Source organism: Pseudomonas sp. H3_C08, from assembly GCF_054669455.1.
This window is the reverse complement of sequence record NZ_CP162803.1, coordinates 2976112-2991429: the sequence shown is the minus strand read 5'-3', so window position 1 is coordinate 2991429 and position 15318 is coordinate 2976112. Positions and strand designations below refer to the sequence as shown.

Here is a 15318-nt window from a genome sequence, read left to right as displayed (position 1 = left end):
GAGCAGGCTCACTCCTACAGGGACCGTGGTGGATTGGAGATCAGCGCACCAGACACGGCCGCTTGTTATCGAACTTCCAGCCCGGAATCAAAAACTGCATCGCCACGCTGTCATCCCGCGCGCCGAGGCCCATGCCTTTATATAGCTCATGAGCCTTGGCCACCTGGTCCATGTCCAGCTCGACACCCAGCCCCGGTTTTTTCGGCACCTGCACCAGACCATCGACGATTTGCAGCGGCGCCTTGGTCAACCGCTGGCCGTCCTGCCAGATCCAGTGGGTGTCGATCGCGGTGATCTCGCCCGGTGCGGCGGCAGCGACATGGGTGAACATCGCCAGCGAGATATCGAAGTGGTTGTTGGAATGCGAACCCCAGGTCAGCCCCCATTCATGGCACATCTGCGCCACGCGCACCGAACCTTGCATGGTCCAGAAATGCGGGTCGGCCAGCGGAATGTCCACCGACTGCAACTGGATCGCATGACCCATCTCACGCCAGTCAGTGGCGATCATGTTGGTGGCGGTTTTCAGCCCCGTGGCACGACGAAACTCGGCCATCACCTCTCGACCGGAATAACCGTTTTCCGCGCCGCACGGGTCTTCGGCGTAGGCGAGCACCTGATGCTGATCGCGGCACAGGCGAATGGCTTCTTTCAGTGACCACGCGCCGTTCGGATCGAGGGTGATGCGCGCATCAGGAAAGCGTTCGGCCAGCGCTGTGACCGCTTCGATTTCGGCATCGCCACTGAGAACGCCGCCCTTGAGTTTGAAGTCCTTGAAACCGTATTTCGCGTGGGCCGCTTCGGCGAGGCGGACCACGGCTTCGGCGGTCATGGCCTTCTCGTGACGCACGCGGAACCAGTCGTTGTCGGCGTCCGGTTCGCTGCGGTAGGCGAGGTCGGTTTCGCGCTGATCACCGACGTAAAACAGATAACCGAGCATCTTCACTTCGTCGCGTTGCTGACCTTCGCCAAGCAGTGCCGCCACCGGTACATCGAGATGCTGACCGAGCAGATCGAGCAGGGCGGCTTCAAGACCGGTGACCGCGTGAATGGTGATGCGCAGGTCAAAAGTCTGCAGGCCACGGCCACCGGCATCGCGGTCGGCGAAGGTCTGGCGCACTTGATTGAGGATCTTCTGATACGTGCCGATCGGGCTGCCGACCACCAGGCTGCGCGCGTCTTCCAGGGTCTGGCGAATGCGCTCGCCACCGGGTACTTCACCGACGCCGGTGTGGCCGGCGTTGTCCTTGAGGATGACGATATTGCGGGTGAAAAACGGCCCGTGGGCGCCGCTCAGATTGAGCAGCATGCCGTCGTGGCCGGCCACCGGGATGACTTGCATGTCGGTGATGATCGGGGCTTTGGCGGTGTCGTGTGCGGTCATGTTCTTATCCTTTTAATACGCAATCTTTAACAATGGACGTCAGGCGTGTTTCGGCGCGGTCTCGACCACGGCGATGTCGGCAGCAGGTTTCGGCGTGGTGCGCGCGAAGAAGACGATGATCGCGGCGATGATCGAGGTCGCGGCCAGCCCATAGAGGCCGCCCTGAATCGAGCCGGTGTGTTCTTCGAGCAGGCCGAACGTGGTTGGCGCGACGAAGCCGCCAAGGTTGCCCACCGAGTTGATCAGCGCGATCACCGCCGCAGCGATGCGCGCATCCAGGTACGCCTGCGGAATCGGCCAGAACAGCGATGAGGCGGATTTGAACCCCAGCGCAGCAAAGCAAATCGCAACGAAAGCGAAGATCGGCCCGCCGGTAGTGGACATGAACATCCCCGCAGCGGCGATCAACAGGGCGGTGGCGACCCACGCCTGTTGGTGTTTCCACTTGGCCGAGAACGAGGCGAAGGCGTACATGCCGATGATCGACAGCAACCACGGAATCGAGTTGAACAGGCCGACCTGGAAGTCGCTCATCTCGCCCATTTTCTTGATGATGCTCGGCAGCCAGAAGGTTGCCGCGTAAATGGTCAACTGAATGAAGAAGTAGATCAGGCAGAACAGGATGATCTGGCGGTCCTTGAGCAGTTTGCCCATCGATGGCCGGATCGGCGTCGCGGCTTCGCGGGCCTTCTGTTCAGCATCGATGGCGTTGACCAGGGCGTCCTGTTCGGCGCGGGTCAGCCATTTCGCGTCGTGGGGTTTGGCGTCGAGCCAGAACCAGACGAACACGCACAGGCACACGGAAAACATCCCTTCAATGAAGTACATCCATTGCCAGCCGTGCATGCCCAGCCCGTTGATTTGCAGGAGCAGACCGGACAACGGGCCGGAGATCAACGAGGCCACGGCGGAGCCGCTGAGGAAGATCGCAATCGCCTTGCCGCGTTCGGCGCCGGGTAACCAGCGGGTGAAGTAGTAGATCACCCCGGGAAAGAACCCGGCCTCGGCCACGCCGAGCAAAAAGCGCAACACATAGAAGTGGGTTTCGTTCTGGATGAAGGCCATGCCGGCGGCGACCAGGCCCCAGGTGAACATGATGCGGGTCAGCCAGATGCGTGCACCGACTTTCTGCAGCAGCATGTTGGAGGGGACTTCGAACAGCGCGTAACCGATGAAGAACAGGCCGGCGCCGAAGCCATAAGCGGCGGCACCAATACCGAGGTCATGTTCCATGTGAGTGCGGACGAAACCGATGTTCACTCGGTCAATGTAATTGACGATGAACATGATCACGAAAAGCGGCAGGACGTGGCGTTTCACTTTCGAGATGGCCGACGCGAGTGTCGAATCGACGCCCTCGTTCATCCCGGAGACGGAGGTTTTCACTTGGTTTTCTCCCACTGATTATTTTTATGCGGGGTAGGGCAGGTGCTGCATTGTTGCTAGACATCATACAACTGAGAAATTTTGTCCGACAAGTAGGGTTGGCCGATTATTTTTCTCTGGGATGCCGGTTTTTTATGCTTTTTTGCGTTAATGATCAATGTTTGCTGGGTTTTTTAAGGCGTAGAGCATCGCGTCACCCCCCAGGGGGACGCGCTTCTGTTTGTCAGGAGTGTTTGAAGGTATTTCCGTTTATTTGAGTGTTGTCATACAAGTTGAGCCGCTAGACTCAATTTCGTCATCCCCGCAGGATGCTACGATCCACAAGCCCCCGATCACCGGAACCGATCATGCAAGAAGACCTCGACGCTCCCGCCCGTAAACGTGCGCACAACCTCGCCCATGACCTGGTGGAGAAGCTCACGCAAAGCATCCTGCTCGGTCAGCTATCGCCCGGCGACAAGCTGCCGTCAGAGAATTCCATCGTTCAGGAACACGGGGTCAGCCGCACGGTGGTGCGCGAGGCGATTTCCAAGTTGCAGGCCTCCGGGCTGGTGGAGACGCGCCACGGCATCGGCACCTTTGTCATCGAGCGTGTTGCGGAGCAGGGCTTACGCCTGAATGTCGACACGGCGCTCGGTGTGCGCAGCATTCTCGAACTGCGTCTGGGCCTGGAAACCCAAGCGGCGGCGCTGGCGGCGCAGCGGCGCACGGAAGCGCAAGTGCTGCAGATGCGTCAGGCGCTGGATGACTATCAGCGGCTGCTCGACAACAACGACAGTTGCGTCGAAGCGGATCGGCGTTTTCATCTGCTGATCGCCGAGGCCACCGGCAATGTTTGCTTCAGCGAGATCATGCAGCACTTGGGCAGCGCGATGATTCCGCGTCATCGCCTCAATGCTGCTGAACGTGGCGCGGCGGATCTGAGCAAGCTCGGGCAACTGGCCCATCTGGAACATGAGGCGATTCTGAATGCGATCAAACGTCAGGATGCGGACGCCGCGCGCGCGGCCATGTGGCTGCATCTGACCAACAGCCGCGACCGGTTTTCCGCGCGGGGTTGATGGCCGTTGGTCTGTTCGGTAGCACGCCGTGCACAGGGCTGATTCCAAGTTGTACGGCCCGGGTATTCCGGACCTCCTGAGTGAGGTGCGTCATGGCTAACGATTTGCTGTTTCAGGGTGGCGTGCTGCCCACCGATTCGACCCGGCCGCTGCCCGGTACCGATGAACCGACACTGGCTGATCATGATTCTCCAATGGGGATGCCACCGGGGCGCGACCCGCTGAGCGATGCCGATCGGCCCGAAGACTGGAAGGACCCGGCGGCGGAAGATGAGGATGTGCCGCCGGCGGATGAGCCGACGCCTCTTTCCGATGATCGGCGCTGAATCCTGGTTGTTGTGCTGGATTTACCGTCCCCTTCGCGAGCAGGGAAGCGCGTCCCAATGTGGGAGCGAGCCTGGCGATGTTGCGGGAAGAGTCTGTTTTCGTAAGCTTCCCTCACCCCAGCCCTCTCCCGGAGGGAGAGGGGGCCGACCGAGATGTCTTGCGTTATATATCGACCTGAACAACCGAGTCGATTATGGACTCGGCCAAGTCCAGTTTTCTTGATCAGAAGAGTCGATTGTGGATTCACCGGCGTAATTTCAGGTCGGCGGATTTCTCCAATTTCCCCCAATCGGTCCCCTCTCCCTCTGGGAGAGGGCTAGGGTGAGGGCCTTCTCAGGCATCACGCAGATCCCGCATCAACAACCCAAACCGCAAATCCACCGCATCCGGAATCGGCAGATACACCGTGTGCCCATCCCCCGGTGCCACCTCGATCGCTTCTTCTTTAGCGTTCTGCAACTCATGCAGATCAAAATGGAAATTGCCCTTTGGCGTCATCAACTCCAGATGATCACCCAAGGCAAAGCGGTTCTTCACCTTGACCTCTGCCAACCACCCACGCCGTTCGCCGGTCAACTCGCCAACGAACTGCTGACGCTCCGACACCGAGCTGCCGTGCTGATAATTCTGGTACTCGTCATGTACATGCCGACGCAGAAATCCTTCGGTGTAGCCACGCTGTGCGAGTGATTCCAGATCGGTCATCAGGCTACGGTCAAATTCACGCCCGGCCACCGCATCATCAATCGCGCGGCGATACACCTGGGTGGTGCGCGCGCAATAGAAGTGCGATTTGGTCCGGCCTTCGATTTTCAGGGAATGCACGCCCATGCGCGTCAGGCGCTCGACATGCTGCACCGCGCGCAGGTCCTTGGCGTTCATGATGTAGGTGCCGTGTTCGTCCTCGAATGCTGGCATCAATTCATCGGGGCGATTGGCTTCCTGCAGCAGGAACACCTGATCGGTGGGCGTGCCCAGCCCCAGCGTTGGCTCTGGCTGGAAGGTCTGGACGATCTCGCCGAGCTGGTTTTCGGTGGCTTCTTGCGCTGAGTATTTCCAGCGACAAGCATTGGTGCAGGTGCCCTGATTGGCATCGCGCTTATTCATGTAACCCGACAACAGACAGCGCCCGGAATAGGCCATGCACAGCGCGCCGTGGACGAACACTTCCAGTTCCATGCCCGGCACCTGCTCACGGATTTCGCCGATTTCCTCTAGCGACAATTCTCGCGACAGGATGATCCGGCTCAAACCCATCTGCTGCCAGAACTCGACGCTCGCCCAGTTCACCGTGTTGGCCTGCACCGACAGGTGAATCGGCATCTGCGGGAAATGTCGCCGCACGAGCATGATCAGTCCCGGATCGGACATGATCAGCGCGTCGGGGGCCATGTCGATGACTGGTGCCAGATCCTTGAGGAAGGTCTTCAACTTGGCGTTGTGCGGCGCGATGTTGACCACCACGTAAAAGCGTTTGCCTTGCGCCTGCGCTTCACGAATACCCAGTGCCAGATTGGCGTGATCGAACTCGTTGTTGCGCACCCGCAGGCTGTAACGCGGCTGGCCGGCGTAGACCGCATCGGCGCCGTAAGCGAAGGCGTAACGCATGTTTTTCAGGGTGCCAGCGGGGGCGAGCAGTTCGGGGGCGGCGAGGGTAGGGGTCATGGCGGTGTCGGTCGCAAAAGCGCGGCAGGGTAAGTCAGATGCGGCGAGGGTTTGTTGATCTGGATCTATGCTCCATGAATAAAGATGGCACTCGTGCAGGTCGCGGTTGACTAAGCATCGGGGCGTGCATGACGCCTGACTGACATGGATCGGACATGAACGAAAAAAGCCTTCAATTCAAATCCCTCACCGTGCTGCTGTTGCTGGTCACGGTGGCGTTTATCTGGATCCTCTTGCCGTTCTACGGTGCGGTGTTCTGGGCGGTAATTCTCGGCATTGTGTTTGCGCCGATGCAACGCCGGCTGCAGGCGAAATTCGGCTGGCAGCGCAACCTGACGTCCCTGTGTACCTTGTCGGTCTGCCTGGTGATCGCGATTCTGCCGGTGATCATCCTCAGTGTGCTGTTGGTGCAGGAAGGCGCAGCGGTCTACAAGAACATCGAAAGCGGCGAGCTGGACATCGCTGCGTATCTGGCGCAATTCAAGCACAGCCTGCCGCCGTACTTTCAGCACTTGCTCGACCGGTTTGGCATGGGCGAGCTAAACGGCTTGCGCGAGAAAATCGTCAAATCGGCGATGCAGGGCAGCCAGGTGCTGGCCAGTCAGGCGTTCAGTTTTGGCCAGGGCACATTCGAATTCGTGGTGAGTTTTTTCATCATGCTGTATCTGCTGTTTTTCTTTCTGCGTGACGGCGCCGAACTGGCGCGCAAGGTGCGCACCGCTGTGCCACTGGAGGAAGGCCACAAGCGGCGCTTGCAGTTGAAGTTCAACCGCGTGGTACGGGCGACGGTGAAGGGCAATCTGGTAGTCGCGGTGACGCAGGGCGCATTGGGCGGGGCGATTTTCTGGTTTCTCGACATCCCCAGCGCGCTGCTGTGGGCGGTGTTGATGGGGTTTTTGTCGTTGCTGCCAGCGGTCGGTGCGGGGATTGTCTGGGCGCCGGTGGCGGTGTATTTCCTGCTCAGCGGGATGATCTGGCAAGGCGTGGTGCTGGGCTTGTTCGGGGTATTCGTGATCGGTTTGGTGGACAACGTGCTGCGGCCGATTCTGGTGGGCAAGGACACCAAAATGCCCGATTACATGATTCTGATCTCGACCCTTGGCGGCCTCGCAGTCTTCGGTCTCAACGGCTTTGTGATCGGGCCGCTGATCGCGGCATTGTTCATGTCGAGCTGGGCGCTGTTCGCCGAGACCAAGCCCAAAGTGCAACTGCCTTAAGCGTGAAACGGCTCGCTGACAAGCTTCTGCGACAGTGCCTGCGCAGCGGGCAAGGAAGTCAGCGGGCCGCTGATCGCTTCGCCGTCGCGCATCAGATACCAGCAGGCAAGCAGGCCCGTGGCCCTGAGCGAAGCGGGGACGGCGCTGCCGATAACGGACATGATTTGAACCTGAGCCATGACGAGTACCTCCATCTATCAATGGAGCTACCTTAAAGATTCGCCGGTTCTACGGACAATCAACGCTTTCGATAGTGGTCATTGATGCCGTTGAGGCTTCAGTCGACCACTTGATCAAGCATGTGCATGACTTCACGCTCGTTGAGCAAACCTTTGTGCACGAGGTTTTCCGCCAGCAGCGAAAGGAACTTGGCGCAACGATGGCCTTCCAGGTGCTTGAGCTCGGTCAGCGCGCTGTACACCTTGCTGGAGGTGCACAGGCCGACGATGCGGTGCGGGTTTTGTGTTGGCATACAGTCGTCCTTGTTGTTATCAACCTGTTGTTTACGGACGGATTCAGATTGCGGTTCCGTCATGACAAATAAATGACCGTTTTATGAAAAAGTACATAACGGTCAATCAATCATGCCGACTTTAGCCGGTGAAACTGTCCTCACAGCGACCTTGGCGAGATTTTTTCAGACGCTGGCCGACCAACGGTCATAAAAAAGCCCCGCTATAAAAGCAGGGCTTTGTGTTTCGGTTACCAGCGTGGGCCGCCGTAGTAGTGCGGACGACCGTAGTAGCCGCGCGGCGGGCCGTAATACACCGGGGCCGGTTGCACGTAGACCGGTTGTTGCACATACACCGGCGCGGGCTGGTAGTAGACCGGTGGCGGTGGCTGCTGCACATAGACCGGTGGCGGGGCGTACACCGGCGCCTGTTGCACATAAACCGGACGATCCTGGTTGATAAGCGCCGAACCGATGATGGCCGAGCCGACGATTGCGCCAAACACCGCCGGACCCTGCCAGCCACCGCCGTGGGCTTCTGCTTGCCCTGTGACAGCAAAAGCACCGATCAGCAGGGCGACGATAGGGAGTTTACGAATCATGATAATTCCTCGGTTCTTCGACCCGGCATCGGGGCCTGCACCAGGCCCACAGTTGTCGCGGGGATACTTCTAAGACAGCGAATTTTGGAAAATCAGCACAGCCACTGGGTAAATTTTGTGTAAGGTCTGTACCGGTTTATTTACCGGGCGGTGTGATGGCCGCGGAACACGTTTAAAACAGGCCTCTATGATCGTTCAGAAGCCGATGGGCTGGCTAATCCCGTTTATCCGAAAGTGCGTTTGAAGGAGAAGTTTCATGCAGATGAACCCGAACAAAGACACCCAACTGTGCATGTCCCTGTCCGGGCGCCCGGGGAACTTCGGTCTGCGTTTTCATAACCATTTGTATGAGCAGTTGGGCCTGAACTTCTACTACAAGGCGTTCAGCAGCCAGGATCTGACCGGCGCAGTCGGCGGCATTCGCGCCTTGGGTATCCGTGGTTGCGGCGTGTCGATGCCGTTCAAGGAAGCGTGTATTGCGCTGGTCGATGAGCTGGATGCGTCGGCGGCAGCGATCCAGTCGATTAACACCATCGTCAACACCCACGGCCATCTCAAGGCTTACAACACTGATTACATCGCTGTGGCGCAGTTACTGGAAACCCACGCGGTGCCCAAGGAATCGACCTTTGCTTTGCGAGGCAGTGGCGGCATGGCCAAAGCGGTGGCCAGCGCCCTGCGTGACGGTGGTTACAAAAACGGCTTGATCGTCGCCCGCAACGAACGCGCCGGACGTGCATTGGCGGATTCGCTGGGCTATCGCTGGCAGGCTGAACTGGGCGATGAACGCCCGCAGATGCTGATCAATGTGACGCCAGTGGGCATGGACGGCGGGCCGGAGGCGGGGCAGTTGGCGTTTGAACCGGAGGTGATCAAGGCTGCCGAAACGGTGTTTGATGTGGTCGCGATCCCGTCGGAGACGCCGCTGATTGTGCGCGGTCGAGCAGAGGGCAAGCGGGTGATCACCGGACTTGAGGTGATTGCGATTCAGGCGCTGGAGCAGTTTGTGCTGTACACCGGCGTGCGGCCGACTGAAGAGCAGTTTGCGGCGGCGGTGGCGTTTGCCCGGAGCTGATTGAGTATTGTGGTGGCTGGGCGGGCCTCTTCGCGAGCAGGTTCGCTCCCACAGTGGAATTTTTGTCATACACAAGTTGTGTGTTCGCTGTAGATCCCCTGTGGGAGCGAGCTTGCTCGCGAAGGAGGCGACGCGGTTTCACGCCGGCCATCAATGCCTATACTGCCTCCTCAGCAAGCCCAGACTTGCCCACCATAAAAACCGTGACCGAGGCTCCTATGCATCCGCCTATCCTCAACCTGCATCAGGTCGAACTCGAACCCCTGCCCGAAGCCCTGGCCCCGGAAGGCGAAACCGCCGGGCGCTATCAACAGCACATGGCGCGGATTGGCCAGCAATTGGGGTCGCAAAAACTCGGTTATCGCCTGTATGCCTTGCCACCGGGCATGCGTGGCAGCCCGTTTCACAGCCATCGGGTCAACGAAGAGATGTTTTACGTGGTGGCCGGGGAGGGTGAGGTGCGTCTGGGCGCCGAGCGTTTCCCGATCCGCGAAGGCGACGTGATCGCTTGCCCGCCGGGTGGGCCGGAGAAGGCGCATCAGATCATCAATACCAGCTCGGGCGAATTGCGCTATCTGGCGGTGAGCACCCAGCAGCAGCCCGATATTTGCGAATACCCGGATTCGAACAAGTACGTGGTGATGGATAACTTCAAGTTGGATGCCGAGGGCAATGCCTCAGGCTTTGTCGCGGTGGCACGGCAGGCGGATGGCGTGGATTACTGGGACGGTGAATAACACGCAGATCCCTTGTAGGAGTGAGCCTGCTCGCGATAGCGGTGTGTCATCCAAAAATGATGTGACTGATACACCGCTATCGCGAGCAGGCTCACTCCTACATTGGTTTTGTGTGGTTATTCGAGGCGGGCCAGGCGTTCTTCCAGCGCGGCGATTCGCGCTTCTAGCTCTTCGATACGCTCAACCGAAACGCCACTGCTTGCACCGCGATCCTGCGGACTCTGCCGCGCTGCCATAATTGCCTCGCTATCCGCCGGATCACCCAGCGCATGGGTATAACGATCTTCGCGCTGCCCGGCCTGACGCGGAATCAACACCGCCAGCCCCCGCGCAATCAAGCGCTCAAGCTGATGCACAACTTGTTCGGCGTCTTCGAAATCATGCATGCGCCCGCTGCGGGTCAGCAGCTCATTGACGGTTTGCGGGCCGCGCAGAAACATCAGTCCGCTAAGAATCACCTGCGCTGGCACCAGTTCCAGCGCCTTGTCGACTTTGTGCTCCCAGCGGTCGGCGCGGCTGCCCATCACCAGTTTGGCGAAACCGCGACCTTCCAGCGCCCGCAAACTCTGGCCGACCTGACCCTGAGTCAGGTTCATCACCGGTTCGCGGCTGGTTTTCTGATTACACGCCGTGACCAGCGCATTAAGGGTCAGCGGGTAGGTTTCCGGGCTGGTCGCCTGTTTTTCGATCAGCGAACCAAGGATGCGGATTTCCGTGGCATTGAGCCGTGGTTCGTCGAAGCTGGATTCTGTCTCTGTGGTCATCGCGCGTTCCCTCTGCAGTCGAAGGCGCCTAGCCTAATCCTTGCCAAACAAAAGGCAAGCCGTGTGGTCATCAAGCATGGCTATAATCGCCTCCTGTTCCACCCAGCCACCACACGAGACTGCCATGACCATTTCCCTGTACGCCGCATCCGTCCCGGTTTTTCAACAAATGCTCAACGCACTGAGCGATGTCCTGAAAAAGGCTGAAGCCCACGCCACCGAGAAAAACATCGATCCGAACGCTTTCCTGCAGGCCCGTCTGTACCCGGACATGTTCCCGCTGACCCGCCAGGTGCAGATCGCCGTCGACTTCGCCAAAGGCGTTTCTTCGCGTCTGGCTGAAGTCGAAGTGCCTAAGTACGACGATACCGAAACCACCTTCGCCGAGCTGCAAGCCCTGATCGCCAAGGTTCTGGCCTACATCGGCGAGATCAAGCCGGAGCAGATCAATGGCAAGGAAGGCATCGAAATCGTTACTCGTCCGGGCACGCCGAAAGAGAAGCGCTTCAGCGGTCAGGCTTACCTGCTGACTTACGGTCTGCCGCAGTTCTTCTTCCACGTCACTACCACTTATGCGCTGCTGCGTCATAACGGTGTGGAAGTGGGTAAACGCGATTACATGGGCGCGTTCTGAGTTTTTAAGAGCCCCTCATCGGAACGCCGCCCGCCTAGCCCTCTCCCGGAGAGAGACGGGACTGACCGAGTTGTTTGTTCGAGATACGCCGACCTGATCTATCGAGTCGAACTCAGGTTTTGAACAGCACACAAATCAGCTCCCTTTCCCCCTCGCCCCCTTAGGGGAGAGGGTTGGGGTGAGGGGGAAAAGATCTCAGCCACAAAAAAAGCCCGCCAAGGTTCACACCGTGGCGGGCTTTTCATTACAGCGTCTGTTACGCCGTACGTTGGGCTTTTGCTTCCTCACCCAGGCACGCCGCAGCGGTAAACAGCACATCAGTCGACGAGTTCAGCGCCGTCTCTGCCGAATCCTGCAACACGCCAATAATGAAACCGACCGCCACCACCTGCATGGCAATCTCGCTCGGAATCCCGAACAGGCTGCACGCCAACGGAATCAGCAACAGCGATCCACCCGCCACACCCGACGCGCCACACGCGCAAATGGCGGCGACAACGCTGAGCAGAATCGCCGTTGGAATATCCACGGCAATACCCAATGTGTGCACGGCCGCCAGGCTCAGCACCGTAATGGTGATCGCTGCACCGGCCATGTTAATGGTCGCGCCCAGCGGAATCGACACCGAATAGGTGTCTTCATGCAGACCCAGACGCTTGCTCAATTCCAGATTGACCGGAATGTTTGCCGCCGAGCTGCGGGTGAAGAATGCGGTGATGCCACTTTCACGCAGGCATTTGAGAGTCAGCGGATACGGGTTGCGACGCAGTTTCCAGAACACGATCAGCGGGTTCATCACCAGTGCCACGAACAGCATGCAGCCGAGCAGCACGGCCAGCAGGTGCGCGTAACCGATCAGCGCGCCGAAACCGGAGGTGGCCAGTGTCGATGCCACCAGACCGAAAATGCCCAGCGGGGCGAAGCGAATCACCACGCGCACGATCACCGTCACGCCATTGGACAGATCACCCAGCACTTCACGGGTGGTGTCGCCGGCATGGCGAATTGCGATGCCCATGCCGATCGCCCACGCCAGGATGCCGATGAAGTTGGCGTTCATCAGTGCGCTGACCGGGTTGTCGACCACGCTCAACAGCAGGCTTTGCAGCACTTCGCCGATACCGCCCGGCGCCGTCACCGAAACGTTGTCGGTCGACAGCACAAGGTGCGATGGGAACGCCATGCTCGCAACCACGGCCACGACCGCCGCCGCAAAAGTGCCCAGCAGATAGAGGAACAGAATTGGGCGGATATGAGTTTCCTGGCCGTGCTTGTGGTTGGCAATCGAGGCCATCACCAGCACGAACACCAGAATCGGTGCGACGGCTTTCAACGCTGAAACAAACACTTTGCCGATGAACGCCGTGCCTTTCGCCGCTTCCGGGGCGAGCAGCGCCAGGGCGATACCGGCGATCAGGCCGATGACGATCTGCGTGACCAGGCTGAGGTTTTTCAGGCGTTGCAGTAGAGAAGGGGATGAAGCGGTCATAGCGGCATCTCTGATTTTTTATAGGGTGCAAGGTTGCGTAAAGCGATGGCAAAGCAGGGGCAGACCACCGCCACGAACCGAAAGTGTTGACGCGACATCAACGCCAATAAACCGGTCGTTGAGCAGGTTGTACGTTTTTCAGGGCGCGGACTTTATCACAGCGTAGGCCTTATCCTTCAGGCATGTGACGATCTGCCACCGGATCAGGCAACAAAGTCGGCAGGTTTGTGCAAGTCAGCCCGGACACACTCTGTTAAGATTGCGCATCCTTATTTTCAAATTTCGCCAGCGGGCCTTCGGGTCAACGCTGGTGTCGTCGTTTTGCTGGAGTTGCGCATGCTGTTGCCCATTCTTCTGTTGTCCGCCGCCGGGTTCACGGTGCTGACCACGGAATTCGTCATCGTCGGCCTGTTGCCGGCGATTGCCCGAGACCTCGAAGTCACCATCCCGCAGGCCGGGTTGCTGGTGACTTTATTCGCTTTCACCGTGGCGATGTTCGGGCCTTTCCTGACCGCGTATTTCGCCCGCTTTGAGCGGCGCAAGCTATTTATCAGCATCCTGATCATGTTTGGTCTGGCCAATACCGTGGCGGCGCTGGCGCCGAACATCTGGGTGATGGCGATTGCCCGGTTGATCCCGGCGCTCGGGCTGCCGGTGTTCTGGGCCTTGGCCAGTGAGACCGCAGTGGACATCGTCGGCCCGGATTTCGCCGGTCGCGCGATCGCCAAGATCGGTTTCGGCATTGTCTGCGCCACGGTGTTCGGCATCCCGGTAGGCACGCTGATTTCCGATGCGTTCGGCTGGCGCAGTGCCTTTGGCATTCTGGCGGTGATCGCTTTTGCCAAAGCCTTGTTGCTGTTTGTTTATCTGCCGAAAACCAGCCTGCACCAACATCAGGTCAGCTTCCGCTCGCAGTTCAAGATTCTGCGCAGCCCGTTGATGATCGGCCACATCTTCCTGTCGATCCTGGTGTTCAGCGGCATGTTTACCGCTTACACGTATCTGGCCGACATTCTTGAGCGCCTCGCCGGGTTCAACGGCACCGTGGTCGGTTGGTGCCTGATGGCTTTCGGTGCGGTCGGGCTGATCGGCAACTCCCTGGGCGGTCGTGCGGTGGATCGCCATCCGCTGGGCGCGTCGGTGTTGTTCTGTGCGTTCATGATTGCCGGCATGGTCTCGCTGGTACCGAACATTCATTCGCCGCTGGGGCTGGCGGTGGCGATGGGGATCTGGGGCGTGACTCAGGCTGCGTTGTTCCTGGTCAGCCATGTGCGCCTGATGAAAGCCGCGCCGGAAGCGCCAGCGTTTGCTGCTTCGTTGAATATCGCCGGGGCCAATCTGGGGATCGGCCTGGGTGCCATCGTCGGTGGCCGGGTGATCGACAGCGCGGGTCTGGGCTTCCTCGGGTTTGCCGCCGCCGGGTTCATTTTGCTGTCGGTGTTCCTCGCCATGGTGCTGATGACGCTCAAGCCGCGCGAGATGTGCGCCGAGGCCTCATAACGCGGTAAACAGCTCGCGTCGGGCACCTTCGGTAATCGCAACGATGCCGGGGTGCTTGACCTTGCGCTCTACCGAAATGGCATAGAACGACTCGGTCACTGCGTCGGTCTGGCCAATCAGCTCGACGCCGCACTGGCGCTTCACTTCATCGGCAATCACGCTCGGACCGATAAAAATCCCGCTGCCGGATTGGCCGAAAGCCTGCATCAACGCACTGTCATCAAACTCGCCGACGATTTGCGGCTGGATCTGCTGCTCGGCAAACCAGCGCTGCAAGCGGCTGCGCACCACGGTTTCCGGTCCGGGAATCAACAGTGGCGCACCGTGCAGGCTACGCGGGAAATCCTGACCGTATCTGGCTGCCAGTTCCGGGGTGGCGAAGAAACTGATTCCGCACTCACCGAGCTTCTGACTGTAGCCCTTGATGTCGAGGTGCGAGGGCATCGGGCTGTCGGAAATCACCAGATCCAGGCGCTGGATCGCCAGATCGGCGAGCAAACGTTCGAGTTTGTCTTCGCGACAGGTAATGCGCAGAGGCTCGTTCAGCTCCATGGTTGGCGCGATCAGGCGATAGACAATGGATTTAGGCACCACGTCAGCCACGCCGACGCGGAACAGGATCTGCTGCTCGTTGGGCTGGGCACGCAGCATCAGTTCCAGTTCGCCGCCGAGCTGGAACATCTGCTCGGCGTAGGGCAGGGCTTGTCGCCCGGCTTCGGTCAATTCGAGTTGCCGGCCGACGCGTCTGAATAACTCGATGCCATACGTCTGTTCGAGCAGTGATATCTGCCCGCTGATGGTCTGTGGCGTCAGGTTCAGTTGCTCGCAGGCGCGCACGATGCTGCCGGTCTTGGCTACGACCCAGAAGTAATGCAGTTGTCGGTAATTGAGCATGACGTTCTACAGTTCGTGAAAACCGAAGTATAGCCAATAAAAATACGAATTTTCCTGAAGTGTTTGTCTCCCTAGAATGCCCAGCCATCGACGGCCGGTCTGTGAGCCTGTCTGTTCATTCGAAGGAAACCT

At 59.2% G+C, this 15318-nt stretch carries 16 protein-coding genes; 7 read left to right on the top strand and 9 right to left on the bottom strand.

Annotated elements, in window-relative coordinates; all coding sequences use genetic code 11:
* Positions 1-40: 40 nt before the first annotated feature.
* Together gudD and AB4N74_RS13705 are read right to left on the bottom strand one after the other, a co-directional pair.
* Positions 41-1384, bottom strand: coding sequence for a glucarate dehydratase (gene gudD, locus AB4N74_RS13710; RefSeq protein ID WP_122597342.1), 1344 nt, complete (start codon positions 1382-1384; stop codon positions 41-43).
* A 39-nt stretch (positions 1385-1423) separates the two neighbouring features.
* Entirely contained in the window at positions 1424-2770 is a 1347-nt protein-coding gene (locus AB4N74_RS13705; protein WP_186624143.1) for an MFS transporter, read from the bottom strand.
* A 347-nt stretch (positions 2771-3117) separates the two neighbouring features.
* On the opposite strand from AB4N74_RS13705, the gene AB4N74_RS13700 reads away from it, so the two are divergent.
* Positions 3118-3831 (top strand): FadR/GntR family transcriptional regulator, encoded by a 714-nt coding sequence (locus AB4N74_RS13700; RefSeq protein WP_093433993.1) that lies wholly within the window; start codon positions 3118-3120, stop codon positions 3829-3831.
* 92 nt (positions 3832-3923) lie between these two features.
* Positions 3924-4157 (top strand): hypothetical protein, encoded by a 234-nt coding sequence (locus AB4N74_RS13695; RefSeq protein WP_093433996.1) that lies wholly within the window; start codon positions 3924-3926, stop codon positions 4155-4157.
* Positions 4158-4491: 334 nt separating this feature from the next.
* Here the strand turns inward: AB4N74_RS13695 and trhP are convergent, their stop codons facing one another.
* Positions 4492-5823: a prephenate-dependent tRNA uridine(34) hydroxylase TrhP gene (gene trhP / locus AB4N74_RS13690; protein ID WP_460100754.1), complete on the bottom strand. Its 1332-nt coding sequence runs from the start codon at positions 5821-5823 to the stop codon at positions 4492-4494.
* Between the two features lie 155 nt (positions 5824-5978).
* Here trhP and AB4N74_RS13685 point away from each other — a divergent pair, with 155 nt between their 5' ends.
* The gene (locus tag AB4N74_RS13685) at positions 5979-7040 is read left to right on the top strand and encodes an AI-2E family transporter (RefSeq protein WP_093434002.1); all 1062 of its coding nucleotides are present in this window, start codon (positions 5979-5981) and stop codon (positions 7038-7040) included.
* Here AB4N74_RS13685 and AB4N74_RS13680 read toward each other — a convergent pair.
* The 3 genes from AB4N74_RS13680 to AB4N74_RS13670 form a co-directional block, all read right to left on the bottom strand.
* Positions 7037-7219, bottom strand: a complete 183-nt coding sequence (locus AB4N74_RS13680; RefSeq protein WP_093434005.1) for a hypothetical protein — start codon at positions 7217-7219, stop codon at positions 7037-7039. The two genes, AB4N74_RS13685 and AB4N74_RS13680, sit on opposite strands and share 4 nt — an antisense overlap.
* A gap of 98 nt (positions 7220-7317) precedes the next feature.
* Positions 7318-7512, bottom strand: a complete 195-nt coding sequence (locus AB4N74_RS13675) for a hypothetical protein (RefSeq protein ID WP_016984641.1) — start codon at positions 7510-7512, stop codon at positions 7318-7320.
* Between the two features lie 230 nt (positions 7513-7742).
* Complete coding sequence (locus tag AB4N74_RS13670; protein WP_093434008.1) at positions 7743-8093, bottom strand: hypothetical protein; 351 nt, start codon at positions 8091-8093, stop codon at positions 7743-7745.
* 256 nt (positions 8094-8349) lie between these two features.
* On the opposite strand from AB4N74_RS13670, the gene AB4N74_RS13665 reads away from it, so the two are divergent.
* Together AB4N74_RS13665 and AB4N74_RS13660 are read left to right on the top strand one after the other, a co-directional pair.
* Entirely contained in the window at positions 8350-9168 is an 819-nt protein-coding gene (locus tag AB4N74_RS13665; RefSeq protein WP_460100749.1) for a shikimate 5-dehydrogenase, read from the top strand.
* A 218-nt stretch (positions 9169-9386) separates the two neighbouring features.
* On the top strand, positions 9387-9905 hold the full coding sequence (locus AB4N74_RS13660) for a cupin domain-containing protein (protein ID WP_460100746.1): 519 nt from the start codon (positions 9387-9389) through the stop codon (positions 9903-9905).
* 116 nt (positions 9906-10021) lie between these two features.
* Here AB4N74_RS13660 and AB4N74_RS13655 read toward each other — a convergent pair whose 3' ends face one another.
* On the bottom strand, positions 10022-10669 hold the full coding sequence (locus tag AB4N74_RS13655) for a YceH family protein (protein ID WP_093434017.1): 648 nt from the start codon (positions 10667-10669) through the stop codon (positions 10022-10024).
* Between the two features lie 124 nt (positions 10670-10793).
* Here AB4N74_RS13655 and AB4N74_RS13650 point away from each other — a divergent pair, with 124 nt between their 5' ends.
* Positions 10794-11303 carry a DUF1993 domain-containing protein gene (locus AB4N74_RS13650; RefSeq protein WP_093434020.1) on the top strand — a complete coding sequence of 170 codons (510 nt, stop codon included), beginning with the start codon at positions 10794-10796 and terminating at the stop codon, positions 11301-11303.
* A gap of 256 nt (positions 11304-11559) precedes the next feature.
* Here the strand turns inward: AB4N74_RS13650 and sstT are convergent, their stop codons facing one another.
* Positions 11560-12792, bottom strand: a complete 1233-nt coding sequence (sstT, locus tag AB4N74_RS13645; protein ID WP_093434023.1) for a serine/threonine transporter SstT — start codon at positions 12790-12792, stop codon at positions 11560-11562.
* Positions 12793-13128: 336 nt separating this feature from the next.
* Here sstT and AB4N74_RS13640 point away from each other — a divergent pair, with 336 nt between their 5' ends.
* Complete coding sequence (locus tag AB4N74_RS13640; RefSeq protein WP_460091498.1) at positions 13129-14292, top strand: MFS transporter; 1164 nt, start codon at positions 13129-13131, stop codon at positions 14290-14292.
* Here AB4N74_RS13640 and nhaR read toward each other — a convergent pair.
* Positions 14287-15186, bottom strand: a complete 900-nt coding sequence (nhaR, locus tag AB4N74_RS13635) for a transcriptional activator NhaR (protein ID WP_095050826.1) — start codon at positions 15184-15186, stop codon at positions 14287-14289. The genes AB4N74_RS13640 and nhaR overlap by 6 nt on opposite strands.
* Positions 15187-15318: the final 132 nt, after the last annotated feature.